The sequence below is a fragment of the Achromobacter sp. FW305-C-28 genome, assembly GCF_058783235.1.
Genome location: NZ_JBYSYL010000010.1, coordinates 65,900 through 89,393, shown reverse-complemented (window position 1 = coordinate 89,393; position 23,494 = coordinate 65,900). Strand labels below are relative to the sequence as shown.

Sequence of the window (23,494 nt, the reverse complement as noted above, 5' to 3'; positions counted from 1 at the left end):
GCTTCATTTCTCCATCACGTAGGCGCCGGGGGCATCGCCCAGCACCGGGTAACCCTGGCGTGCGGCGCCCAGGGCGGGCGGCTTGGCCGGCTTGCCCGAACGCGCGGCCAGCCAGGCTTGCCAATGCGGCCACCAAGAGCCCTCGTACTTGGGCGCCGCGTCAAACCATTGCTCGGGCGTCAAGGCCGGCTGGTCCGCCGGCCGCGTCAGGCTGCGAAAGTGGCGGCGCGGATGGCCGGGTTCGCTGACGATGCCGGCGTTGTGGCCGCCGCGGGTCAGCACGAAGGTCAGCGGCGCGAGCGTCAGGCCGTGCAGCTTGTAGACCGAGCGCCAGGGGGCCACGTGGTCGGTTTCGGTGCCGACGCCGAACAGCGGCAGGCGCAGGTCGGCCAGCTTCACGGGCTGGCCATCCACGGCATGACGGCCGGCGGCCAGGTCGTTGTTCAAGTACAGGCCGCGCAGGTATTGGCCATGCATGCGTGCCGGCAGGCGGGTCGCATCGGCATTCCAGGCCTGCAGGTCCGTCATCGGCCGCCGCTGGCCCAGCCAGTAGTCGTTGATCATCCGGCCCCACACCAGCTGCTGCGAACGCAACAGCTGGAACGCGCCGCTCATTTGCTGCGCCGGAAAGTAGCCCAGCGCCTGCATTTCGGCCTGCAGCAGCGCCACCTGGAACTCGTCGATGAACAGGCCCAGCTCGCCGGGTTCGGAAAAGTCGGTCTGCGCGGCCAGCAGGCTCAGGCTGGCCAGGCGCGTGTCGCCCTCGCGCGCCATCGCGGCGGCGGCCATGGCCAGCAGCGTGCCGCCCAGGCAGTAGCCGGTGGCATGCACGGCGGCGCCCGGCACGATGGCATTGATCGCCGCCAGCGGTTCGCGCACGCCCAGGCGCAGGTAGTCGTTCATGCCCAGGTCGCGATCGGCGGCGGCGGGGTTCTTCCATGACACGCAGAACACGGTGTGGCCCTGTTCGACCAGGTAGCGGATCAGCGAGTTGTGGGGCGACAGGTCCAGGATGTAGTACTTCATGATCCAGGCCGGCACGATGAAGATGGGTTCGGGCCGGACCCGCGCCGTGGCGGGCTGGTACTGGATCAGCTCGGCCAGGCGATTGCGCAGCACCACCTTGCCGGGCGTCAGCGCCACCTCGTGGCCGGGCCGGAAGTGTTCTGCGCCGGCCGGCGGCAGGCCGCCCCATTGGCGCAGCCCGTCTTCCCAGGCGGCCTGCGCGCCACGCAGCAGGTTGGCGCCGCCTTCCTGCCAGGTCTGGCGCAGCACCAGGGGGTGGGTGAACGGTTGGTTGTCGGGGGCCAGCGGTTCGAGCCATTGGTGCGCGGCAAAGGCAGCCAGCGCGCGTTGGTGGTCGTTGGCCAGGGGCAGCAGGCGGGCCTGGGCGTCCCAGGCGCTGCGGGCCTGCATGAAGGCCTGGCTCCACCAGGAATACGGCCATTGCCCCCAGGCGGCGTCATCGAACCGGCCTGCGGTCATCGCCATGTCCTTGCGTGCTGGCTGGGTCGTATCCGACATGTGGGCTCCGTGGCGTTCGGGCGGCGCAATCGCCGCGCTCAAGGGGGCGGACCGTCACGGGGCCAGGCTTGTGGCCCGGCGCGGGATCGATCCGACGGCAAACGTCTTGAATTGATTGTGCGCCGCCCGCCCTGCGCGCTCATTGATCCAGATCAAGCTAGCGACTGACCGGTCGGTTTTTAATGAGGCTGTTGGCGGGCCTTGATGCCGCGCCAATTCGCACAGGGAGCAGTGGTGATGGGTACGCAGCGTCAGCGTCTCCCCCCGACCGTGCGCGTCGGGCAGATCCTCGACGCCGCGTTGCAGGAATTCTCGGCCGCCGGCTATGCCGGTGCGCGGATGGATGACATCGCCTTGCGGGCCGGGCTGTCCAAGGGCGGCCTGTACGCCCATTTTTCCAGCAAGGAAGAGGTCTTCGAAGCCTTGCTCGCACGTCACCTTTGCCCGCCGCGCCTGGACGCCCACGCTCTGGTTGCGGGCGCAGCCACGCCCAGGCACCTGGCCGAGCGCCTGGTCAACCATCTCTATGCCAGCCTGGCCAATCCGGCCATGGTCGCCACCATGCGGCTGCTGCTGGCCGAAAGCGACCGCGTGCCGCATCTGGCGCGCCGCTGGCGCGAGGACACGGCCGATGCCCACCAGGCCGACATCGCCCACTTGCTGCAGCTGGCCCGCGAACGCGGCCTGTGCGGCGACGGCGTGGCGCTGCGGCATCCGTGGCTGTTGCTGTCGCCGGTGGTCCATGCGATTTTCATGGCGATCCTGCTGGGGCCGGACGAACGCATCAACCTGCCGGAGCGGCGCGAGGCGCACGTGGCGCTGATCTGCGGCCTGCTATAGCCGCCGCGCCACACCGCCCTGTATCCTTGCGTCACTTCCACGACTCAAGCAGCGAGGGCGCTTTGCCTAACTCCGGAATGACCGTCCGTGTGCCCTCCTGGCGATATTTTCCGGTGGCGTTGGCCTTGATGCTGCCGGTGCTGGGCTGCGTCGCCTGGACCTGGCTGCATGCCCAGTCCACCGAACGCGCCGAAGCCGCCACCGTGGCGCGCATCGTGCGGGTCCAGACCGAGCAGATCGTGGCCCGCGCCGTCGACATCCTGCCGCGCGTGGCGGCGCTGACCGACAAGTCCTGTGAAGAGGCGCTGCCCGACCTGTACCGCTGGGGCACGCTCAACCCGTACTTCCGCGCGCTGATCCTGGTCGAACGCGACCACATCTATTGCTCGTCGGTGCTGGGTGAGGTCGATTACCTTACCGGCGAATTCCGCAAATGGCCGGTGGACGTGCCGCCTGCGCAGTGGTTCTTCAGCGTGGCGGGCACGCCCCTGGCGCCCGAGCGGCCGGCGCTGCTGCTGGGCATGCCGGCCGCCGATGGCCGCGGCGGCGTGGTCGCCATCGACGGGCGTTATGTGCAGGACATCCTCAATTCGGTGGCCTCGCTGGGTGAATACCAGCTGGAAGTCACGCTGGGGCAGGGGGCGCCCATCCGCAGCGATTCCTGGGGCCATGCGTCGGCGGTGCCTGAATTGCTGTTCCAGCAGGCAGACAGGGTGGCCGACCGGGCCGATCTGGATGTGCGCGTGCTGGCTCCGGCCGAGGCCGTGGTGCGGGCCTGGCAGCAATTGCTGGTGACCTACCTGCCCGTGGCCTTGCTGCTCGGCGCGCTGCTGGCCTTTGGGGCCTACCGCTTGCAGGTGAACCGGCAGTCCTTCAAAGAGCAGTTGCGCCGCGCCATGGCGGCCGACGAATTCCACGTCGAATACCAGCCGGTCTATGGCAAGGCCACGGGCCGCTGCGAGGGTGTCGAGGCGCTGATGCGCTGGAACCGTCCTGGCGTGGGGCCGGTGCGTCCGGACATCTTCATTGCGGCGGCCGAGGTCGAGGACATGATCGTGCCGCTGACCCAGCATCTGCTCAAGCTGATCCAGCGCGACATGCGCGATTGGGCCACGCCGCCCGAATTCCATATCGCGGTCAACTTCGCGCCCGCACACCTGTCCAGCCCGACGTTGCTGGCCGACGTGCAGGCCTTTCGCGCCGGCATCCGGCCATCGCTGATGGTGCTGGAAATCACCGAACGCAGCCTCATCGCCGACAACGGCCAGGCCCGCCGCAACATCGACGCGCTGCGGGCCGAGGGCGTGTTCGTGGCCATCGACGATTTCGGCACGGGCCATTGCTCGCTGTCGTACCTGCAGAAATTCCCGGTCGATTACCTGAAGATCGACAAGGGCTTTGTGCATGCGATCCAACCCACCGGCGAAGACGCGCCGGTGCTGGACGTGATCATCACGCTGTCGCATCGCCTGGGCCTGGCGGTGGTGGCCGAAGGGGTGGAAACGCCCGAGCAGTTCGCCTACCTGACGCAGCGCGGCGTGGCCTTCATTCAGGGCTATCTGTTTGCCCGGCCCATGCCGTCGGCCGACTTCGTGCGCTGGTATGCCGAGAAGGCAGCGCTGCCGCCGGTGCCCGCGGCGTCATAGCGCGCGCAGCGGCAGGCTCAACAACGAAAAGCGGTTGCCCAGCGACCACAGGCTGGCGCCGCGCGCCGCCTGCGGGCACGTCGTGTCGCGGCAGATCCGTTCGCCGGGGGCGGCGGCGCATGCGCAGGAGTCTGAAAGCATGAAGTACAGCAGCGCGGCAAGCAGCGACGCGACCACCAGGGGGATCCGCATGACTTTCCTCTTTGGGATAAAAAATTATTGTAAAACGATAATTTGTTGCTACACTACAGCAACTTCATAGCCCCAGCAACGCCATCCGGAGACCGCCATGGCAGCCGCACCGACCTTTTCATCCGTCCACGAGACCTCGCCATCTGCCGGCGGCGCCCGCCGCCTGGCCCGCATCCGCGGGCTGTCGCGCTGGATGCGCGGCCTGCTCGTTGTTGCCGCGGTGTTGCTCGTGGCCGCGCTGGTCGGCATGTGGTTCTTCACGTCCGAGGCCGTGCTGGCCCGCGGCCTGTATTCCTTTCTTGGCGTGACGGCGCCGGCCTATGCCGAACCGGCCGCGCCCGTCACCCTGCCGCGCCTGAACCTGGGGCCCGCGTATCGGGTGCTGGGCTTTGCCTTGTTCGGGGTGTTGGCGGCGCTGGCGTTGCGCGCCATTGCCCATGCCCACGCGATGTTTTCCGACTTCAGCCGTGGCGATGTGCTGACCGTGGCCACGGCCAGGCGCCTGCGCGGCATCGCCTTGCTGATCACGGTGTTCAGCGTTGCGATGCCGGCCTTGAAGACCGTATTGATGCTGGTGCTGACGCTGGCCAATGGGCCGGGCGAGCGCTACATGATGATCGGCATCGATATCAGCGACATCCTGCTTGGCCTGCTCGGCGGCCTGTTGTTCACGCTGGCCTGGGCCATGGAAGAAGCGGCCCAGGTCGCCGAAGAAAACCGGGGATTCATCTGATGGCGATCGTGGTCAGGCTGGACGTGATGCTGGCGCAGCGCAAGATGAAGGCGCGCCAATTGGCCCAGGAGATCGGCATTACCGAGCCGAACCTGTCGCTGCTCAAATCGGGCAAGGTCAAGGGCATGCGCTTTGACACGCTGGAGCGCATTTGCGAGGTGCTGCAATGCCAGCCCGGCGACTTGCTCGAGTACCAACCCGGCGAGCCCGCGGCCAGCGACGACACCGGCATCGACTAGCCCTGGCGGCCGGCGTCGATCACCGCGTCGAGCCACGTTCGCGGCGGGCGGCCGTCGCGTGATCCGCACCGGGCCGCCCGACCTCTGCGCGGCGGCCGCAATTCGACCTTCTCTTTTTTCACCGCCTGTCGCGCGGGGTTCGCCCGCGCGCCGGGTTCCCACGTCCTTTTGATGGATGCTTGCCATGCACTACCTGCCTGCGATCTCCCGCGATGCATTGCGTGTCGCTTCCCTGTTGGCCTCGGCCTGCGCGCTGGCTGCCTGCGCGCCCACGGCGCTGTCGCCCGGCGCTTCCTCCAACGTGCGCATCACGCACAACGAACCGGGCAAGGACTGCGCCTTCCTGGGTGACGTGACCGGCAGCCAGGGCAATTTCCTGGCGGGCGTGATCACCTCGAACGCGGATCTGGAAACGGGGGCGCGCAACGACCTGAAGAACAAGGCCGCTGCGCTCGGCGGCAACGTGGTCTACCTGTTGACGCAGCGCGCGGGGCAGACGGGCGGCAAGGATCACCTGGAGCAGACCAACGTCACGCTCTCGGGCAACGTCTATCGCTGCGGCTAGGGGTCGTGCAGGGCGCCGTGGCGGGTTGACGCGCCCAGGGCCTGTCAACCTGGCAGGGCCGCCTGATCAGGTCTTGGCCTGGGGCGTCGCCTTGGCGAAGAACAGGTCCGTGATGGACTGGCTGTCCAGCGCTTCGCCGTTGATGGCGCGCGCCAGCAGTTCGGCGCCCAGCAATTGCACCGAGAACACCAGGTCGGGCTGCACCCGGCGGATCTTTTCCAGGTGTTTGCTGGTGTTGACCAGCGCGACCGTCTTGGCGCCCTGGTCGCCCACGGCCTCTTTGGCGGCCAGCACGATGAAGGCGTTCTCGGCGTCGTCCTCGCGCAGCGCCAGCACATAACGCGCGCGGGTCACGCCCGCGCTGCGCAGCACTTCCACGCTGGACGGGTCGCCTTCGATCAGATCGGTGGCGGCCGGGTATTCCTGCGGCGCGCCAGGCGGCACGATGACGGTGACCTCGTCGCCGCGGCGACGCAAGCCTTCGTAGACGCTCATGGCCAGGGGCGTGGCGCCGGCGATGATGATGTGGTTTTTTCTCATGGCGCTGGAAAACCGGCCTTTGACCAGCCGTTTCAGGTTGCCGCCGATCACCGGGCCGGCGATCGCACTGATGGAAGTGGCAAAGACGGTGATGCCCAGAATGATAATCGACGCAGTGAACAGCCTGGCCGCGTTGCTGTGCGGGGTGATGTCGCCATAGCCCACCGTGGACATCGACACGATCGAAAAGTACAGCGCCGTTGCCGCGTCCTTGATGGGCGGATTGAATTCCTCGCCCAGGTACAGCGTGCCGAAGATCGCGTAGATCAGCAGCGACGCCATGCTGACCAGCGCGAACAGCGAGCCGGCCGTGACGCTGGCCCGGTCAAAGCGCCGCCAGTAGGCGATCAGCGCGATCACCAATACCAGGGTATAGACGCCCAGCCCCGCGCGCCCGCTGTCGCCCAGGATGGCGAAGGTGCCCACGCCGATCAGCAGCACCAGCGAAAACGCCCACGCGATGCGCGCCTTCAGGATCAGGCCCAGCGCGATGATCTGCAGGCCCACGCCCAGCACCAGGCGCGGAATCTCGAGCAGGCCCACCACCTGCATCACGTCGTGCCAGTTATCCAGCGCCAGCCAGAATGAATACTCGCGCGCGCGCACTTCGCGCAGCACGGGATGCATGAAGGCATAGCCGTCCAGCGCCACGAGAATGGCAAGGCACCAATTGGGGGGAATGCGGGTCAGCGCAAGGCGCAATCGGCGCGCAAGGCCGGACAGGGAATGGGGCATGGCAGGGGCGTCCTTTTGCCGCTCATTCTATAGGGCAGCGCGATGGGCTTCCTATATCCAATATGTATAGAAGGCTATCAACAAAGAATTACTTGAATTGCGCCCGACGTCCTAAACTTCTTTCATCACGCGGCTATCCGAGAGGAACACCGCTGATACGGGCGACAAGCCCGCCAGCTGCCAGGGCGGACGAATCACCCGGGCGTTGATCACGCTGCAGCTTGAGTGGGGACTAGAGACCCCGCCCGGGCTCACGGCCAGTCCGTGCGTGAGTAGTATGAGGCACGAATGTTGGAATCGCGTGATCTAGGTAGAAGGCATCAGTGCCGGCTGATGACTCCAGGCTCACGTGTTGTTTTAGCGCGGCGTCTTACCTTCGGGGCAGCGCCGCGTTTTTTTCGTCTGGCGCCAGCGTCCTGGCCCGTAGCGTATCAGTAAGACGGCGCGTTGGCATCCAGCGCATAACGCCGTGAATCTTCCAGTCCGTCCGGACGCCCTTCCTCTGCCTCCTCCCGATTGTCCAGTTCCAGCGCGATATCCGCCGCGAACATATAGCCCCAGCCATGCACGGCGCGGATCGGCAGCGCCATGTGGTTGGCGGTCGCCTTGCGCCGCAGCCGGCTGATCATCACGTCGACGAAGCGGCGCCGGGTGATGGCGCCGTCCGCGTCTTCGGCGCCGTCGGGGTAGAAGGCGTCGCGGCTGATCTTGCGGTCCGGCGCCTTGACCAGCTTGGTCAGGAAGTCGCGCTCGCCCGTGGTCAGGCCCAGCTGGCGGCCGGTGGGGCTGATCAGCGTCCAGCCCTTGTTGGCCAGCCGCCAGGTTTCCTGCAGCGGCTCGTCGGGCAGCGGCGGCTCCACACCGTTATCAGCCCCGTCCAGCCCCACCGCGCGCCGCACCAACGCCTGCAACACGGCGGCCAATTCCAGCCCGGTCACTTCCGGCGGCAGGCAGGCGTCGGCGCCGCACAGCAGCGTGCGGATGCGATTTTCCTCGGCGGCAAAGGGCGCGATGGCGACGATGCCCAGGCTGCGGTCGATGGCGCGCAGCCGCACCGCGGCGTTATGGATGTCGGGCAGAGGCGCTTCCAGGATCACCAGGGGGCTGGGGCGGCGCGAGTAGCGGTCGTAGACGTCGGCCAGGTCATGGCAGCGGCGCACGCTGAAACCCAGATGGGACAAGGCCTCGACCAGCCGGGCATGCCGGGCGTCGTCCTGGCCAAGAAAGATGACATCCAGTGTGTTGTTCATGGATGCCCGCCTGCGCCAACCACAGCGTGATCATTGCGTGTCATGCCCCTCTCCCTTTGCTGCGCGCCATGATGTGGCGGCATCTGGCGGTGTTGTTGGTGGCGGGCTAGGGCTTTCAGTGTTCAACAGCCCCTGAAAAGGATTGGACTGTCGATCAGCGTCTGGGCCGCGGCCGGTCGAGGCCGCAGTCGGGGTCTGGGGCGGCGCCTGGCTCAAGCGTGTTGCGCTCTGGCCGCCGATGATCCGATTCCGCATGGAAGTCACGCCCGTGTTTCATTTAAACACGGGCGTGTTTTTTTGTGAAGATACGTTTCTGTAGTTTCTGGTAGTAACAATGATGTCAGCCCTGATCCGGGGAAAACGCCTGAAACGCTGTTCGTTCACGTGTTTGCGACCATAAGATATTAAGTATTACCGATACATTATTTTTTATTTTTTATGGCGAGGCGACATAAACTCGGGCGGGTTTTAATGGCGTGGTCGCCCGGGCCTGATCAGGGCCGGGGCGGCGGGCCAAGCGCCCGCCTTAACCCGCAAGCCGATGATAGCAATGGCTTTTTTGCAAGATGTCGTGTGTGCTCGGCGAGGCCGCGGTCGCGCCGTGGCAGGCGGGTGGGAGTGCGCGCCGCGATTTACGGATTAGCCCGGGAATTGGGGTGTAATCCGTTTATTTGACGCCAGTATTGAGATGTTTTAATCAAATAAATAAATTCATATTAATGTCTCAGGTTGATCGATTGGACACGTTTAGCCATCGTCTGCGCAACGCAAGAATGCTTCAGGGATGGACACAGAAGGACTTGGCAGTCGCGAGCAACCTGTCGCAAAGCGCCATCGGCAACTACGAAAGTGGCCAGCGCCTGCAGCCTTCCAGCGACGCACTCATCAAGCTGACCCGGGCGCTGCGGGTCAATCCCATGTGGCTCAGCACCGGCGAAGGCCCGATGGCCAGTCCGGCCTATGCCGAACCGCCGTCCAATGTGGGGGAGTACGTCGCACCCCCGCCTCCCTGGCCCTTCGAAACCGTCTCCTACGCCACCTATGCCCGCCTGAGCCTGCAGGAAAAGCGCCAGATCGAGCAGGTGCTGGCGGCCTACATCAAGGCGCGCGGCGAATAGTCCCCACGGTGCGGCCGGAAGGGACCGCGCGGGCGTGCGACGCGGGCGTCATCCTGCGCGCCGTTTCCGCCTTGCAGGGCGGGTGGACGACATCCGCACGCCCTTCGCGGCTGCCTGCGGCCACTGCCGTCTCGGCCGCCTCGCCGCGGGCGCGCAGCCGGCGCCGCAGCCGTTCGACCGGGTCCGCGATCAGTGCGTTCAGCAGCGCTGCAAAGCCTATACAGCCCACGACCACCAGCACCGTGAACATCGCCGGCTGGCGCTGTTGCGCACCGTCCAGCAGCCAGCCGAAGAACAGGATGACCAGTGCGTGGCAGATGTAGATCGGGTAGCTCAGTTCGCCGATGGCCTTGTCCAGCCGATGGCGCGACTGGAACAGGAAGGCCAGCGGCAGTAGGGCGGCAAACAACGCCACCGCCAGCGCATCGCGCACCGTATGCGGCAGGCCGATGGAAAAGTGGGCCAGCGCATAAAGCAGCAGCAAGCCGGTGCCGATTTCGGGCAGCCGCGGCAAGCGGCGGGTCCAGGCCTGCCAGCGCGGCAGCAGCACTTGATGCGACAGCGACCCGATCAGGAACAGCGCCAGCTCGGTGGGAAAGAAGCGATAGGTCCACGGATCGGCCAGGCCCACGCCGGTGGCCACCAGCGCCGCACGCAGCGCCAGCGAGGCCGCCAGCAGCACCAGCAGGCGGCGCGGCGAATGCAGCACGAAGGGCGCGATCAGGTAGAAGCTCATCTCCACGCCCAGCGTCCAGGCCTGCGGCACCAACAGGCCCTGGTAGAGCGGCACCTCGCTGTGGGCGAAGCTGCCGGTGAATGCCAGCGCACCATGCTCGATGCCGAAGAACATCAGCCAGTCCTGCCCCATGATCAGCAGGTTCGACACGCCCAGGAACAGTTCCGCCGCAAAGGGCAGGTGGTCGTAGAAGCGCCAGAACGCGCCGCCGCCCGCCGCATGCGCCAGCAGGGTCAGCGCTGCCACCGCCAGGTACACCGGATACAGGCGCAGGGCCCGATTGGCATAGAACCGCCCGACCGATCCTTGATAGTGATCGGTGGCGGTCAGCACATAGGAAATCAGGAAGCCGGAGATCACGTAGAAAAGCTGCACGGCCAGGCGGCCGCCCACCAGCCAATCGGTCGTGCCGCCGCCCAGGTGGTCCAGCACCACGGACAGCGCCAACAAAGTTCTTAAGAAGCCCATCGCCGTGTCTCCGGTCGTCGTTGTTATGTGCTGCCGGGCCCGCCGCCAGCTTCACGCCAGACGCGTACGGGTGTGAGCCGATTCTGCGCGCAGCAGAGGGCCGCCGCCATGCGGCGTACGATGCAGGCCCCCCTGCGCAGGGAGGACGGCGCTTGCCGCTTTCGGATTCGGCTGTCAGGGGGAGGCCCCGGGACGCGTCGGCCTCATGGCGGTTACAGTTGGGGGGTGTCCATTCAGGAGTGCTGTTCCATGTCTTCCTTCCTGTCTTCGCATTGCCGCCTGTTGGGCGTCGGGCTGCTGGCCGCGGCGCTGGCGGGCTGCGCCGGTTCCACGGGCGGTGCGCGCGCCCAGGGCGCGGCTGCGGCCAACGCGGCCAGCAGCGCCGATTCGTTGGCCCAGACCAGCTGGGAACTGGTGCGCTGGACCCAGTCTTCCGGCGGGTTGCGCAACATTCCCCATGGCGACAACGGTGAACCGATACAACTGACCTTCCTGGCGCAAGGCAAGGAATACCGCGCGGACGGTTTTTCGGGCTGCAACCGCTACATGGGCACGTACAAGCTCGAAGCCGGCAAGCTGTTCATCCAGGCGCGCGGCGCCAGCCGCATGGCCTGCGTGCCGGCCGAGCGCGCGGCCCTTGAAAACGACTACCTGCGCAGCCTGGGCGCCATCGACACCTTCACGCTGGACAGCGGCGGCGCCCCGCGTCACCTGACCTTCAACCTGCGCGGCGGCGACGTGCTGGAATTCGAACGCCGCCAGGACCCGCCCACGCCTTGAGGCGCGCCGGGCCAGGTGTTTCAGTCTGTTTTGCGCACAGCGGTGCGGGCTTGGGGCGCGCCTACAATGGGCGCTGCCCGGGGCCCCGGCCGACTGCCGCAATGGCGCCGTGCAAGGGGCCGCCGGCTTTGACCAAGCCCTAGTTTCTTGCGGGAGAATCCCATGCCCTTGTCTTCATCCCTGCGCTGGATCGCGCCTTGCGTGCTCAGTCTTGGCCTGGCGGCCTGCGCGGCGCCGCCGCAGCGCACCGCGGATGGACGGGACCCGCGCTTCCAGCCCGCCTCGGCCTCTGACGTGCTGGCGCAGACGAGCTGGGACCTGGCACGCTGGACCCGCCCGGGCGGCGCGCTGCGTGAAATCCCGCACCCCTCGTCCAATTCGCGTCCGCTCACCATCAGCTTCATCCACGACCAGGGCGCCACGCGCGCCAGCGGCTTTTCCGGCTGCAACGCGTACAACGCGCCCTACACCGTGGCCAACGGCCAATTGATCATCACGTCCAACCCCGTGGCGACAATGATGGCCTGCGCACCTGTGAACATGCAGCTCGAACAGGAATTCCTGGCCAGCCTGACGCGCATCACCGCCACGTCGTTCGACAACACCAACAACCCGCAGCGCATGAGCTGGGTGCTCAGCACCGGCGATACGCTGGACTTCGGCCGCCGCATCGACCCCGTCGGGGGCGGCCAGGTCGGGCCGACCAAGCTGGTGTACGTCAACGCCGAACGCGTGCCTTGCATTGCCGGCGCCGGCCGCACCACCTGCTACCAGGTGCGCGACAGCCAGTCGCAGCCCTGGCAGCTCTGGTATGGCGACATCACCGGCTTCAACTTCCAGCCGGGCATCCGCTACCGCCTGCGCGTAGTCGAAATCAAGGACCCGAATCCGCCCGCCGACACGTCCGGCTTGCGCTGGGTGCTGGATGCCGTGGTGGAACAGGAAATCGTCCGGCGCTGATCCGTCCGTTTGACCTGCGGCAAGCGGGCAGGGCGGGGCAGCGATTACTATTACGGCCTTCGCCGTCCTACGCCCCGCTTTGCCATGTCTTCCGTCGTCAATATCGCCGCTTACAAATTCGTCTCGCTGGACGCCCTGCCCGAGCTGCGCGCCCGGCTGCTGGCGCAGGCGGGCGAGGCCGCCCTGAAGGGCACCGTGCTGCTGGCCGAAGAGGGCATCAACCTGTTCCTGGCCGGATCGGCCGACGGCATCGACGCGTTCCTGCAGGCCTTGCGGGCCGACGCGCGTTTTGCCGACCTGGAAGTCAAGTTCAGCCAGAGCGCGCAGGTGCCGTTTCGCAAGCTGCTGGTCAAGATCAAGCGCGAGATCATCCGCATGGATCACCCCACGATCCGGCCCGAGGCTGGCCGTGCCCCGGGCGTGGATGCGCGCACGCTGGCCCGCTGGCTTGAGCAGGGCGTCGACGACGATGGCCGCCCCGTGGTCATGCTGGACACCCGCAACGCGTTCGAGGTCGACGAAGGCACCTTCAAGAACGCCATCGACTGGCGCATCGACCGCTTCACCCAGTTTCCCGCCGCCGTGCAGGCGCACCGCGCCGAACTCGACGGCAAGACCGTGGTCAGTTTCTGCACCGGCGGCATCCGCTGCGAGAAGGCCGCCATCTACATGAACGAGGCGGGCATCCCCAACGTCTACCAGCTCGACGGCGGCATTCTCAAGTACTTCGAGGAAACCGGCGGCCCGGGCTTTGACGGCAAGTGCTTCGTGTTCGACGAGCGCATCTCGCTGGACCCGGCGCTGGCCCCCAGCAAGGACTGACCCCGGGGCCGCAGCTGCCACGCTGACCGCGCCCGCTGACTGCCCTGCGCGGGCCGCCCTACGCGGGCCGCCCCAAATACAGCAAGCCCGCCGAGTGGCGGGCTTGTCGTTTGTCTGGTGCCGAAAACCGGCTTAGCGCACGCGCATGCCGGGCTTGGCGCCGGGGAAGGGCTCCAGCACGTAGATGCCGGCGTCCACGGCTTCATCGGCGTGGCTGGCGGCCAGCACCATGCCTTCGGATACGCCGAACTTCATCTTGCGCGGGGCCAGGTTGGCCACCATGACGGTCAGCTTGCCGATCAGGTCTTCGGGCTTGTAGGCCGACTTGATGCCCGAGAACACGTTGCGGTGGCGGCCTTCGCCCACGTCCAGCGTCAGGCGCAGCAGCTTGGTCGAGCCTTCGACGTGTTCGCAGTTGACGATCTGCGCGATGCGCAGGTCGACGCGGGCGAAATCGTCGATCGAGATGGTCTCGGCCAGCGGCTCGCCGCCGGGCACCACCACGGGGGCGGCGGGTGGCTCGAACAGGTCTTCGAGCATCTGCGGTTCGACGCGCTGCATCAGGTGCTTGAACGGCGCCACGCGCTGCGGCAGCACCGCGGCGTCGGCCCAGGTGAAGTTGGCGTCGGCCGCAAACAGTTCGCGCGCCACGCGCTCGGCCAGGGCCGGCAGCACCGGGGCCAGCATCACCGACAGGGCCTTGAAGCCGGCCAGCGAACGCGAGCAGATGTCCTGCAGGGCGGCCTTCTGGGCGTCGTCGGCGGTGGCGATGCCCTTGGCCAGCACCCAGGGCTGGGCCGTGTCGAACGCCTGGTTGATGCGGTCGGCGTAGGCCATGATTTCGCGGATCGCGCGGTTGTACTCGCGGGCCTCGAACGCGGCGCGGATCGACTCGGCCTGCTCGGCGTATTCGGCCGACAGCGCGGCGGTGTCGCCCGAATAGGCCAGGGCGCCGTCGAAATGCTTGGTGATGAAGCTGGCCGCGCGGCTGGCGATGTTGACGTACTTGCCGACCAGGTCGCTGTTGACGCGGGCGATGAAGTCTTCGGGGTTGAAGTCCATGTCTTCGACCCGGGCGTTGAGCTTGGCGGCGATGTAGTAGCGCATCCATTCGGCGTTCATGCCGATTTCCAGGTAGCGCAGCGGCGAGATGCCGGTGCCGCGGCTCTTGGACATCTTTTCGCCGCTGACGGTGATGAAGCCGTGCACATTGACCGCGTCCGGTGTCTTGCGGCCGGCGAACTTCAGCATTGCAGGCCAGAACAGCGCGTGGAAGTAGACGATGTCTTTCCCGATGAAGTGCACTTGTTCGGTGGTGCCGGCCGGGTCCAGCAGCGCGTCGAAGTCCAGGCCCTTGAGGTCGCAGTACGACTTCAGCGAAGCCAGGTAGCCCACCGGCGCGTCCAGCCAGACGTAGAAGTACTTGCCCGGCGCGTCGGGGATTTCGATGCCGAAGTACGGCGCATCGCGCGAGATGTCCCAGTCGCCCAGCTTGGCCTCGCCGTCTTCGGCGCCCAGCCATTCGCGGGTCTTGGCCAGCATTTCAGGCTGCAGGTGCTTGCCGCCGTTGACGTTGCTGCCGTTGGTCCATTTCTGCAGGAATTCCACGCAGCGCGGGTCCGACAGCTTGAAGAAGAAGTGGTCGGACGACTTCAGCACCGGCGTGGCGCCGGTCAGGGCCGAGTACGGGTTGATCAGGTCGGTGGGCGCGTAGACCGCGCCGCAGACCTCGCAGGAATCGCCGTATTGGTCCTTGGCGTGGCACTTGGGGCATTCGCCCTTGATGTAGCGGTCGGCCAGGAACATGCCCTTGACCGGGTCGTAGAACTGCTCGATGGAGCGGGTCTCGATCAGGTCCTGGGCCTTGAGCTTGCGATAGATGTCATGCGACAGCGCCACGTTTTCGGGCGAATCGGTGCTGTGCCAATGGTCGAAGCGGATGTGAAAGCCGTTCAGGTACTGCGGCCGCTCGGCCGCGTAGCGGGCGACCAGCGCCTGCGGCGTGATGCCTTCTTTTTCGGCCTTCAACATGATCGGCGCGCCGTGCGCGTCGTCCGCACCCACGAAGTGCACCGTGTGGCCCGCCATTCGCATCGAACGAACCCAGATATCGGCCTGGATGTACTCCATGATGTGGCCGATGTGGAAAGATCCGTTGGCGTAGGGCAGCGCAGTGGTGACAAAAAGGGTGCGAGACATGGTTGTCGATAGAGGTTGAGGGAAAAGAGGGGTTGGCCGGCCATTTTAGGGCAACGGCGGCGACGTGCCGGGGCGCGTGCCTGAAACGACACAACCCGCATGGTCGCGGACGGGCGCCAGGCGGGTTGGGGGACGGCAGCGAAAAACGGGCCGGGTGCCGGTCAGGGGGGGGGCGGACCGAGGCCTGGCAGGCGGATGCGGCGCGGCGGCCGGTGCGCGAAAGGCGGGCCGGCTGGGCGCCTGCGAAACCGCGCTTAGCGGATCTCGCGAGCCTCGACGTCGATCACGTCGCCACGGGGCTGCGTGGCGAACGGGGCGCTGGCGGACTGGAAGGGACCCTGGCGGGCGCCCTGGCGCTGGCTCCAATAGGCGCGAACGCCGAAAGGCTTGCCGCGCACCTTGGCGACGACGTACAGGATCGCCACGGCGATGGCCGTGGACAACATGAAGACCAGCGCCATCGCCATGCCGATCAAGGCCAGGGCGGCGAATAAGACGGCACGGAAGAAGCGGATGAGAGTATTGGTCATGAAGGTCGGATGCAAAACGCAGCGAAAGGTTCCCGCGTATTCCGCTATCCTTTAGGGGATGGCGGCCCGCAGAAGCCGCGCTGCCTACGGAACCACAGTGATATGAGTATAACGATAGAACACATCCGCGCTGCGCTGCGCGCCGCGCAAGACCCCAACACCGGCCTGGACCTGGGGGCATCTGTAAAAGATCGTGACATTCAACTGGCGGGCGACCGTGTCGCCCTGACGCTCGAACTGGGCTATCCCGCCGACGCCGTGCGCGACCAGGTGCGTGACGTTGCCGTGGCCGCGCTGGCCGCCGCCGGCGCGCCCGGCGCCCAGGTGACTGTTACCTGGAAAGTGGCGGCGCATGCCGTGCAGAAGGGCCTGAAGCCGCTGCCCAATGTGCGCAACATTATTGCAGTGGCGTCCGGCAAGGGCGGCGTGGGCAAGAGCACCACGGCCGTGAACCTGGCCCTGGCCCTGGCGGCCGAAGGCGCCAAGGTCGGCCTGCTCGACGCCGACATCTACGGCCCCAGCGTGCCGACCATGCTGGGCATTTCGGGCCGTCCCGAAAGCCTGGACAACAAAAGCATGGAACCCCTGACCGGCCACGGCCTGCAGGCGAACTCCATCGGTTTCCTGATCGACGCCGACTCGCCCGCCATCTGGCGCGGCCCGATGGTCACGCAGGCGCTTGAACAGCTGCTGCGCCAGACCAACTGGCGCGACCTGGACTACCTCATCGTCGACATGCCCCCGGGCACGGGCGACGTGGCCCTGACGCTGGCGCAGAAGGTGCCGGTGGTGGGCGCGGTCATCGTCACCACGCCGCAAGACGTGGCGCTGCTCGATGCGCGCAAGGGCCTGCGCATGTTCCAGAAAGTCGACGTGCCGATCCTGGGCGTGGTCGAAAACATGGCGATCCACATCTGCTCGCAGTGCGGCCACGCCGAACACATCTTCGGCGAAGGCGGCGGACGCCGCATGGCCGAACAGTACGAGACCCCCTGGCTGGGCAGCCTGCCTCTGACGCTGGCGATCCGCGAGCAGACCGACGCGGGCACGCCCACGGTGGTGGCCGACTCCGCCAGCGAAGCCGCGGCCCTGTACCGCGGCATCGCCCGGAAACTCGCGGCGGGCGTCGCGGCGCTTCCCCGCGACATGGCCGGGAAATTCCCGTCCATCGTCGTGCAGCAGCCGACCTGACGCATGCGGTGGGCAGCCCGGGCCTTTCTGGCTGGACTTTGCATGGTGGGAGGCGAGGCCGCGGCCAAGCGTCCCGAGATCATCGTGGACCCCGGTGGCGTGCCGCCGGCCGCGTTGCAATCGATCACCGAGGCGGTGGACGCCATCGCGCGCCTGGCCGAAGACCAGGACGGCGGTGAAATCAACCGCCTGCGACGCCGTGCGCGCGACGCCACACTGGCCGCGCTGGCCACCCAGGGCTACTTCAGCCCCACCGTCACGCTCGAAGCCGGCACCGACATCGGCGGCGAAACCTGGGACATCGGCATCGTTCCGGGCAAGCGCACCATGGTGTCGTCGGTCGACCTGACCTTCACCGGCCGCATCACCCGCCCGGAATACGCCGCCCGCGTGCAGAAGCTGCGCGACGACTGGCTGCTCAAGGTGGGCCAGCCGTTCATCAACAGCGACTGGAACAAGGCCAAGTCGGCGCTGCTGGACGAGGTCTCGGTGCGCGACTTCATGTTGGCGCGCATGACCGCATCCGAAGCCGAAGTGCAGGCCGATGCCGCGTTGGCTGCCCTGCGCGTCACCATCGACAGCGGCCCGCAGGTGCGCATGGGCGAACTCAGCACCGAAGGGCTTGAACGCGTGCCGGACAAGCTCATCACGCGCTACGTGCGGTATTCGCCGGGGTCGCCCTACGACCAGAACCGGCTGGATGAATGGCAGCAGGACCTGCAATCCACTGCTTTTTTCCGCGGCGCCTTCGTGGCCTTGCGCCAACCCGGTGGCGCCCAGAAGCCCGCCGAACCCGCGTCGGACCGGGCCCGTGCGCCGGGCGCGGCCAATGCCGCCGAATCCGCGCCGGCCGGCGATCCGGTGGTGTCCGGCGCGATGCCGCCGCCGCCCGCCACCTATGATTCCGACGGCGAAGTGACCCTGCCCGTGCAGGTGCGGGTGGTCGAGGCGCCGCCCAAGCGCTTTTCGTTGTCGCTGGGGGTGGACGACGAGGCCGGCGTGCGGCTGGAATCGCTGTACCGCCAGAACGTGGTGTTCGGCCAGCCCGTCACGATGGAATCGGGCTTCAGCGTTGACCGGCTGCAGCAACGCGTCTACACCGACATCTACTTGCCGCCGACCGAGCGCGGCTACAAGGATTCCATCGGCGTGCTGGCGCAGCATTCCGACATCCAGGGCCTGGATGTGACCCGCTACGCCCTGGGAGCCACCCGCAGCCAGGAACGCAAGGGCGCCGGCGACAGCCGCGTCACCTACGAAACCCGCTGGGGCCTCTTGCTGGCGCAAGACCACGTCAAGATCGACGGCGGCGACGAATACACCTTGCCGACCCTGACCGCCACCGGCGAGTGGCTGCGGCGCGACGTCGACAACAAGTACGATCCGCGCGAAGGCAACCTGATCGCGCTGGGCGGTGGCGTGGGCGTCACGCTGGATACCGGCGAGCCCTATACCCGCGCCCGCTTCCGCGCCCAGAAATGGTGGCCCATCGGCAAGCTGGACGTGCTGACCGTGCGCGGCGAAGTCGGCCGCGTCTGGGCCAATGGCAACGTGCAGGTGCCGGACGACTTCGGCTTTCGCACGGGCGGCGCGCGCTCCATCCGCGGCTACAAGTACCAGAGCATCGGCTTGAAGCGCGACAACGCCACGGTGGGCGCGCCGTCGCTGGTGGTCGGCAGCATCGAGTACGACCACTACTTCAATGAACGTTGGGGCATGGGCGTGTTCGTCGATGCCGGCGACGCGGCCCAATCCTTCAGCGACATGTCGATGTCGGTGGGCTATGGCGTGGGCGCCCGGGTGCGCACGCCGGCCGGCCCGCTGTTCCTGGACGTGGCCTACGGCCAGCGCGAGCGCGACCTGCGCCTGCACTTCTCGCTGGGGATCGCGTTTTGACGGCGCTGCGCAGATTCCTGCGCCATGTGCTGGTCTGGTGGCTGCCGGGCCTGGCCATGCTGGTCGTGCTGGCGTGCAGTTTCGTGTTCTGGCTGCTGGCCTCGCAGACCGGTTCGCGCCTGCTGCTCACCACCGCGGCGCAGCAGCTGGATGGCCAGGCGCTGGAGGTGCGCGGCTCGATCCTGCGCGGCCTGGACGTCGGCCGGCTGGATCTGGAATTTGGCGGCACCCGCATCGGCATCAGCGACCTGCGCCTGGATGTGCATTGGCGTGCGCTGGGCGACCGGCTGCTGCACGTGCGCGAGATCTCGGCGCGCACGGTCGACGTGGCGCTGACGTCCAGCGCCGACGCGCCCGCCGAGCCGTCGTCCGATGAACCCTTCACCCTGCCGTCGCTGCCGGTGACCATCGCGGTGGACCGCCTGGCGCTGGGTGAATTCCAGCTGCTGCAAGACGGCCAGCCGCTGCCGGTGACGCTGGGCGACCTGACCGCCACCTTCGCGGCCGGCCCCAACGGCGCGCAACTGCGCATTGCCAACCTGCGGGTCGGACACGAGGTCGGCCAGGCCCAGGTCAGCGGCCAGGCCGAATTGCTGGGGTTGGCCGACCCGTGGCCCTTCGCCGCGCGCCTGGACGTGACGGCGCGAGGCACGGGCCCGGATTCGCCGTTGTGCCAGGCCGATCAACTGAGCGGCAAGTTCGTGCCGGTCGGTAAAGCGCCCGCGGCTAACGCGCCGGCGGACGCGCCCAAGGCGCAAGGCGCCGCCAAGCCCGCGTCGGGCGCCGCGAAAGCCCAGGGCGGCGCTGCCAAGTCTCAGGCCGCTGCGGCCAAGGCCCAGGCTGACGGCGCGGGCAAGGATAAAAACGAAGGCAAGCCCAACGCCACCGAATTGGCCGGCCCGCCCGCGCCGGCCTGCCAGGTGGTGCTGCGCGCCGATGCGGCCGGCTCGCTCGACAGCATCCAGGCCAAGCTCGATGGCACCGGCGCCGGCCTGGCGCTCGATGTCGTGGCCGACCTGGCGCCGCGCACGCCTTTGGTGCTGCGCAGCGCTCGGGCCGACGCGCAACTGCCGGACAAGTCGTCCCTGTCGGCGCGCCTGGACCTGCAAGCGGTGCCCGACCGCCCCGGCCGTGACCGCATAGCCGGCACGCTGGGCGCGCGGGGCCTGGACCTGTCGCACTGGCTGGGTAACGCGATTCCCCCGGCCGTGGTGAGCGCCAACGCGCAACTGAGCGCCGAACTTGAAAACCTGAGCCAGCTGCGCCAGGCCGCCATCGATCTGCGCTTCGAAGACGGCGCGCGCTGGAACAAGCAGCCGTTGACCGGCACGGTGAAGGCGCAGGTGGATATCGCCGCGCCGCCGGGCCAATCCGCCGCAAACCCCACGGCGGCAGCGAACGCCGCCGCGCAACCCACCGCCAATCCGGCTGCGCCAGCCACAACCCCTGCCAACCCCGCCACGCCCGCCGACGACCTGCTCGCCGGCCTGCGCATTCATGGCCTGGACATCGATCTCAAGCTCGGCGCCAACCGCATCCGGGCACAAGGCGAAGTCGGCGAATCCGACGGCGCCCTGACGCTGGACGCCCAGGCGCCGCAGCTGGACGCCTTCTGGCCCGGCCTGCCGGGCGGGGCTGACCTGAAGGGCAAACTGGCCGGCACGGCGGCCGCGCACAAGGGCGAATTCACCGCGGGCTACAACCCGCCCAAGCCGCGGCCCGGGGTGCTGGGCCAGGCGCGTGCCCAGGCGGCCATTACGTTTGCGGGGGGCTGGGGCAAGGGACCCACGGGGGATGCCGACGCCGCTCTGACCGGCTGGCGCGGCACGTTCTCGCGCCTGTCGGCCGACACCGCCGGATTCACGGTCGCCACCGAGCGCCCCGTGACGCTGTCATACCTGCCGTCGGCGGTGGCGCCGCAATGGCAGTGGCAGGTGGGCCAGACCTCGCTGGCTTTGACGCTGCCCGGCAAGGAAAAACTGGTCATCGCCCACAAGGGCTCGCGCGGCGACGCCAAGCGCTGGGAAACCGCCGGGCAGTCCGACAACCTCATCATCACGGCCGCCATGGCGCGCCAGGTCATCGCCGCGGTCGATCCCGAGGCGGCGGCCAAGTTGAACAAGGGCCCCAAGCGCGTCAACGCGATGGTCGCCGAAGGCCAGCGCCGCATTGCGCTGGACGTGCTGTGGGACCTGAAGTTCGACGGCCGGCTGGCTGGCCGCGCCCGCATCGCGCGGCGCGACGGCGACCTGCTGATTCCGGGCGATCCGCCCATTCCGCTGGGCGTGAAGGCGCTGGTGCTGGACCTGACCGCCACGCCCACCTCGGCCAACGCCAGCCGCCTGGACGCCAAGCTGGACCTGGCCACCGAGAAAATGGGCAAGATATCCGGCAACGCCACCGCGGTGCTGCTGGTCAACGCCCAAGGCGGCATGGCGCTGGACCCGCGCCAGCCCATCCGCGCCAAGCTGGATGCCGACATCGCCGACCTGGCCTGGGTGGGCCTGTTCATCGGCGACTCGATGGAAATCGGCGGCCAGGTCAAGGCCAACCTCGAGGCCCAGGGCACGCTGGCCGGCAAATGGAGCGCCACGGGGGCGATCCGCGGCGACAAGCTGCGCGTGGTGCGGATCGACGACGGCGTGCGCCTGATCGAAGGCAAGCTGTCGGCGCGCCTGGACGGCGACAAGCTGGTGCTGGACAGCCTGCGCTTTCCGGCTTCGCTGCGGGTCATGCCGGCCGAATGGCGCACCAAGGAATGGATCACCACCAACCCCGAGGCCAAGGATGGCTACGCCGAAGCCCGGGGCCAATGGAACCTGATCGACGGCGGCGGCAACGTGCGCCTGACCCTGTATCGCTTCCCGGCGCTGCAGCGGTCCGACCGCTACGCCATGGTGTCCGGCACGGTGGACCTGACCGCGCAGATGCCGCGTATCGACATCGTCGGCGACCTGAAGGCGGATGCCGGCTGGTTCAGCCTGGAGATCCTGCAGGGCGTGCCGTCGCTGGACGACGACGTCAAGGTGCGGCGCGCGGGCGACGACCCGGGCACCGTCTCCACGCCGCTGCAGACCAGCATGAACCTGAAGTTCGACATGGGGCCGCGTTTCTACATCACCGGCATGGGGCTGGACGCCGGCTTGCTCGGGTCGATCCAGATCCTGCTCAACGACGGCCGCCTGACCGGCGTGGGCGCGCTGCGCACCCGCGGCGGCGGCATCGAGGCCTATGGCCAGAAGCTGCGGCTGCGCCGCGGCACGCTGACCTTCCAGGGCCGGCTGGACAACCCGCTGCTCGATATCGAGGCCCTGCGCACGGGCGAGCAGGTCGAGGCCGGCGTGAAGGTCGTGGGCACCGCCCAGCGTCCGCGTATCGACCTGGTGTCCTACCCGGACGTCAGCGACGTCGAAAAGCTCTCGTGGCTGCTGCTGGGCCGCGGTCCGGACGAAAGCGGCAGCGACGCCGCGCTGCTGCTGTCGGTGGGCACGGCCCTGCTGGGCGGTGGCCAGCCGTTCTACAAGCAGTTCGGGCTGGACGATGTCAGCGTGCGCACCGGCAACCTGGGCAGCTCCGGCAGCATCCTGCCCGACCGTACGGTGGCCGGCGACGTCAACCGCGACAGCGACAGCCAGCTGGCAACCCAGTTCCTGGTGGCCAGCAAGTCGTTCGCCAACGGCATCACCCTGAGCGTCGAGCAGGCGCTGGCCGGCAGCGACACCGTCGGGCGGGCCAGTTACCGGCTGGCGCGGGGCCTGTCGCTGGACTTGAAGGGCGGCTCCGTCAACGGCATCGCGCTGGTCTACCGCACCTTCTTTGGCGATTGACGGGGCGTCGCCCCGGCCCTTTGGGGGACGGGGCGGCGCGCTCGGGATAAAATGAGGCCCATTCAATCCCAAGCACTCTGCCACCATGAGCATCAAAAGCGACCGCTGGATCCGCCGCCAGGCCGAAGCCGGCATGATCGAACCCTTTGAAGCGGGTCAGGTCCGCACGGCCAATGGCGGGCGCATCGTCAGCTACGGCACCAGCAGCTACGGCTACGACGTGCGCTGCGCCGACGAATTCAAGATCTTCACCAACATCAACTCCACCATCGTCGATCCGAAGAACTTCGACGAAGGCTCGTTCGTGGATTTCAAGGGCGACGTCTGCATCATTCCGCCCAACTCGTTCGCGCTGGCCCGCACGGTGGAATACTTCCGCATCCCGCGCAGCGTCCTGACCATCTGCCTGGGCAAGAGCACCTACGCGCGCTGCGGCATCATCGTCAACGTGACCCCGCTGGAACCCGAATGGGAAGGCCACGTCACGCTGGAATTCTCCAACACCACGCCGCTGCCGGCCAAGATCTACGCGGGCGAAGGCTGCGCTCAGATGCTGTTCCTGGAAAGCGACGAAGTCTGCGAGACCTCGTACCGCGATCGCGGCGGCAAGTACCAGGGCCAGACCGGCGTCACCCTGCCGCGCACCTGATCGGCGCGCGCCGTCGCCACCCGGGGCCTTGCAGGCCCCGGTCTCGGGCGGTGT

At 67.6% G+C, this 23,494-nt stretch carries 20 protein-coding genes; 13 read left to right on the top strand and 7 right to left on the bottom strand.

Annotated features, from left to right (window positions below):
* Positions 1 to 3: 3 nt before the first annotated feature.
* Positions 4 to 1,524 carry a PHA/PHB synthase family protein gene (locus AC3WMR_RS22685; RefSeq protein ID WP_492265142.1) on the bottom strand — a complete coding sequence of 507 codons (1,521 nt, stop codon included), beginning with the start codon at positions 1,522 to 1,524 and terminating at the stop codon, positions 4 to 6.
* 237 nt (positions 1,525 to 1,761) lie between these two features.
* Between AC3WMR_RS22685 and AC3WMR_RS22680 the strand changes: the two genes are divergently transcribed.
* Entirely contained in the window at positions 1,762 to 2,364 is a 603-nt protein-coding gene (locus AC3WMR_RS22680) for a TetR/AcrR family transcriptional regulator (protein WP_492265143.1), read from the top strand.
* A 77-nt stretch (positions 2,365 to 2,441) separates the two neighbouring features.
* A complete protein-coding gene (locus AC3WMR_RS22675; protein ID WP_492265144.1) occupies positions 2,442 to 4,010 on the top strand; it encodes an EAL domain-containing protein in 1,569 nt (522 codons plus the stop codon).
* On the opposite strand, the gene AC3WMR_RS22670 is transcribed toward AC3WMR_RS22675, so the two are convergent.
* Positions 4,005 to 4,202 (bottom strand): hypothetical protein, encoded by a 198-nt coding sequence (locus AC3WMR_RS22670; protein ID WP_492265145.1) that lies wholly within the window; start codon positions 4,200 to 4,202, stop codon positions 4,005 to 4,007. The genes AC3WMR_RS22675 and AC3WMR_RS22670 overlap by 6 nt on opposite strands.
* A 97-nt stretch (positions 4,203 to 4,299) precedes the next feature.
* Here AC3WMR_RS22670 and AC3WMR_RS22665 point away from each other — a divergent pair, with 97 nt between their 5' ends.
* From AC3WMR_RS22665 to AC3WMR_RS22655, 3 genes are all read left to right on the top strand, one after another.
* Positions 4,300 to 4,935: a hypothetical protein gene (locus AC3WMR_RS22665; RefSeq protein WP_492265146.1), complete on the top strand. Its 636-nt coding sequence runs from the start codon at positions 4,300 to 4,302 to the stop codon at positions 4,933 to 4,935.
* Positions 4,935 to 5,174 carry a helix-turn-helix domain-containing protein gene (locus tag AC3WMR_RS22660; protein WP_492265147.1) on the top strand — a complete coding sequence of 80 codons (240 nt, stop codon included), beginning with the start codon at positions 4,935 to 4,937 and terminating at the stop codon, positions 5,172 to 5,174. The genes AC3WMR_RS22665 and AC3WMR_RS22660 overlap by 1 nt, the downstream gene beginning before the upstream one ends.
* 184 nt (positions 5,175 to 5,358) lie before the next feature.
* The gene (locus AC3WMR_RS22655; RefSeq protein ID WP_081821685.1) at positions 5,359 to 5,739 is read left to right on the top strand and encodes a DUF4156 domain-containing protein; all 381 of its coding nucleotides are present in this window, start codon (positions 5,359 to 5,361) and stop codon (positions 5,737 to 5,739) included.
* A gap of 66 nt (positions 5,740 to 5,805) precedes the next feature.
* On the opposite strand, the gene kch is transcribed toward AC3WMR_RS22655, so the two are convergent.
* Together kch and AC3WMR_RS22645 are read right to left on the bottom strand one after the other, a co-directional pair.
* A complete protein-coding gene (gene kch, locus AC3WMR_RS22650) occupies positions 5,806 to 7,014 on the bottom strand; it encodes a voltage-gated potassium channel protein (protein WP_492265148.1) in 1,209 nt (402 codons plus the stop codon).
* A gap of 431 nt (positions 7,015 to 7,445) precedes the next feature.
* Positions 7,446 to 8,264: a response regulator transcription factor gene (locus AC3WMR_RS22645; protein WP_492265149.1), complete on the bottom strand. Its 819-nt coding sequence runs from the start codon at positions 8,262 to 8,264 to the stop codon at positions 7,446 to 7,448.
* A gap of 719 nt (positions 8,265 to 8,983) precedes the next feature.
* On the opposite strand from AC3WMR_RS22645, the gene AC3WMR_RS22640 reads away from it, so the two are divergent.
* Positions 8,984 to 9,382, top strand: a complete 399-nt coding sequence (locus tag AC3WMR_RS22640; RefSeq protein ID WP_492265150.1) for a helix-turn-helix domain-containing protein — start codon at positions 8,984 to 8,986, stop codon at positions 9,380 to 9,382.
* On the opposite strand, the gene AC3WMR_RS22635 is transcribed toward AC3WMR_RS22640, so the two are convergent.
* Positions 9,363 to 10,586 (bottom strand): acyltransferase family protein, encoded by a 1,224-nt coding sequence (locus tag AC3WMR_RS22635; RefSeq protein ID WP_492265151.1) that lies wholly within the window; start codon positions 10,584 to 10,586, stop codon positions 9,363 to 9,365. The two genes, AC3WMR_RS22640 and AC3WMR_RS22635, sit on opposite strands and share 20 nt — an antisense overlap.
* 249 nt (positions 10,587 to 10,835) lie before the next feature.
* Between AC3WMR_RS22635 and AC3WMR_RS22630 the strand changes: the two genes are divergently transcribed.
* From AC3WMR_RS22630 to AC3WMR_RS22620, 3 genes are all read left to right on the top strand, one after another.
* Positions 10,836 to 11,366 carry an META domain-containing protein gene (locus AC3WMR_RS22630; RefSeq protein WP_492265152.1) on the top strand — a complete coding sequence of 177 codons (531 nt, stop codon included), beginning with the start codon at positions 10,836 to 10,838 and terminating at the stop codon, positions 11,364 to 11,366.
* 162 nt (positions 11,367 to 11,528) lie between these two features.
* A complete protein-coding gene (locus tag AC3WMR_RS22625) occupies positions 11,529 to 12,326 on the top strand; it encodes a DUF4377 domain-containing protein (RefSeq protein WP_492265153.1) in 798 nt (265 codons plus the stop codon).
* An 84-nt stretch (positions 12,327 to 12,410) separates the two neighbouring features.
* Entirely contained in the window at positions 12,411 to 13,148 is a 738-nt protein-coding gene (locus tag AC3WMR_RS22620; protein WP_025139377.1) for a sulfurtransferase, read from the top strand.
* Between the two features lie 132 nt (positions 13,149 to 13,280).
* Here AC3WMR_RS22620 and metG read toward each other — a convergent pair whose 3' ends face one another.
* Both metG and AC3WMR_RS22610 read right to left on the bottom strand, forming a co-directional pair.
* On the bottom strand, positions 13,281 to 15,347 hold the full coding sequence (gene metG, locus AC3WMR_RS22615; RefSeq protein WP_025139378.1) for a methionine--tRNA ligase: 2,067 nt from the start codon (positions 15,345 to 15,347) through the stop codon (positions 13,281 to 13,283).
* Between the two features lie 254 nt (positions 15,348 to 15,601).
* Positions 15,602 to 15,877: a hypothetical protein gene (locus AC3WMR_RS22610; RefSeq protein WP_025139379.1), complete on the bottom strand. Its 276-nt coding sequence runs from the start codon at positions 15,875 to 15,877 to the stop codon at positions 15,602 to 15,604.
* 102 nt (positions 15,878 to 15,979) lie between these two features.
* On the opposite strand from AC3WMR_RS22610, the gene apbC reads away from it, so the two are divergent.
* The 4 genes from apbC to dcd all read left to right on the top strand — a co-directional run bounded on the left by apbC (position 15,980) and on the right by dcd (position 23,440).
* Positions 15,980 to 17,068, top strand: a complete 1,089-nt coding sequence (gene apbC, locus AC3WMR_RS22605) for an iron-sulfur cluster carrier protein ApbC (RefSeq protein ID WP_492265154.1) — start codon at positions 15,980 to 15,982, stop codon at positions 17,066 to 17,068.
* 3 nt (positions 17,069 to 17,071) lie between these two features.
* Positions 17,072 to 18,964, top strand: a complete 1,893-nt coding sequence (locus AC3WMR_RS22600) for an autotransporter assembly complex protein TamA (protein ID WP_492265155.1) — start codon at positions 17,072 to 17,074, stop codon at positions 18,962 to 18,964.
* Positions 18,961 to 22,791: a translocation/assembly module TamB domain-containing protein gene (locus AC3WMR_RS22595; protein ID WP_492265156.1), complete on the top strand. Its 3,831-nt coding sequence runs from the start codon at positions 18,961 to 18,963 to the stop codon at positions 22,789 to 22,791. Before AC3WMR_RS22600 ends, AC3WMR_RS22595 begins: the two co-directional genes overlap by 4 nt.
* A gap of 85 nt (positions 22,792 to 22,876) precedes the next feature.
* A complete protein-coding gene (gene dcd, locus AC3WMR_RS22590; protein WP_025139383.1) occupies positions 22,877 to 23,440 on the top strand; it encodes a dCTP deaminase in 564 nt (187 codons plus the stop codon).
* The last annotated feature ends 54 nt before the right edge of the window (positions 23,441 to 23,494 follow it).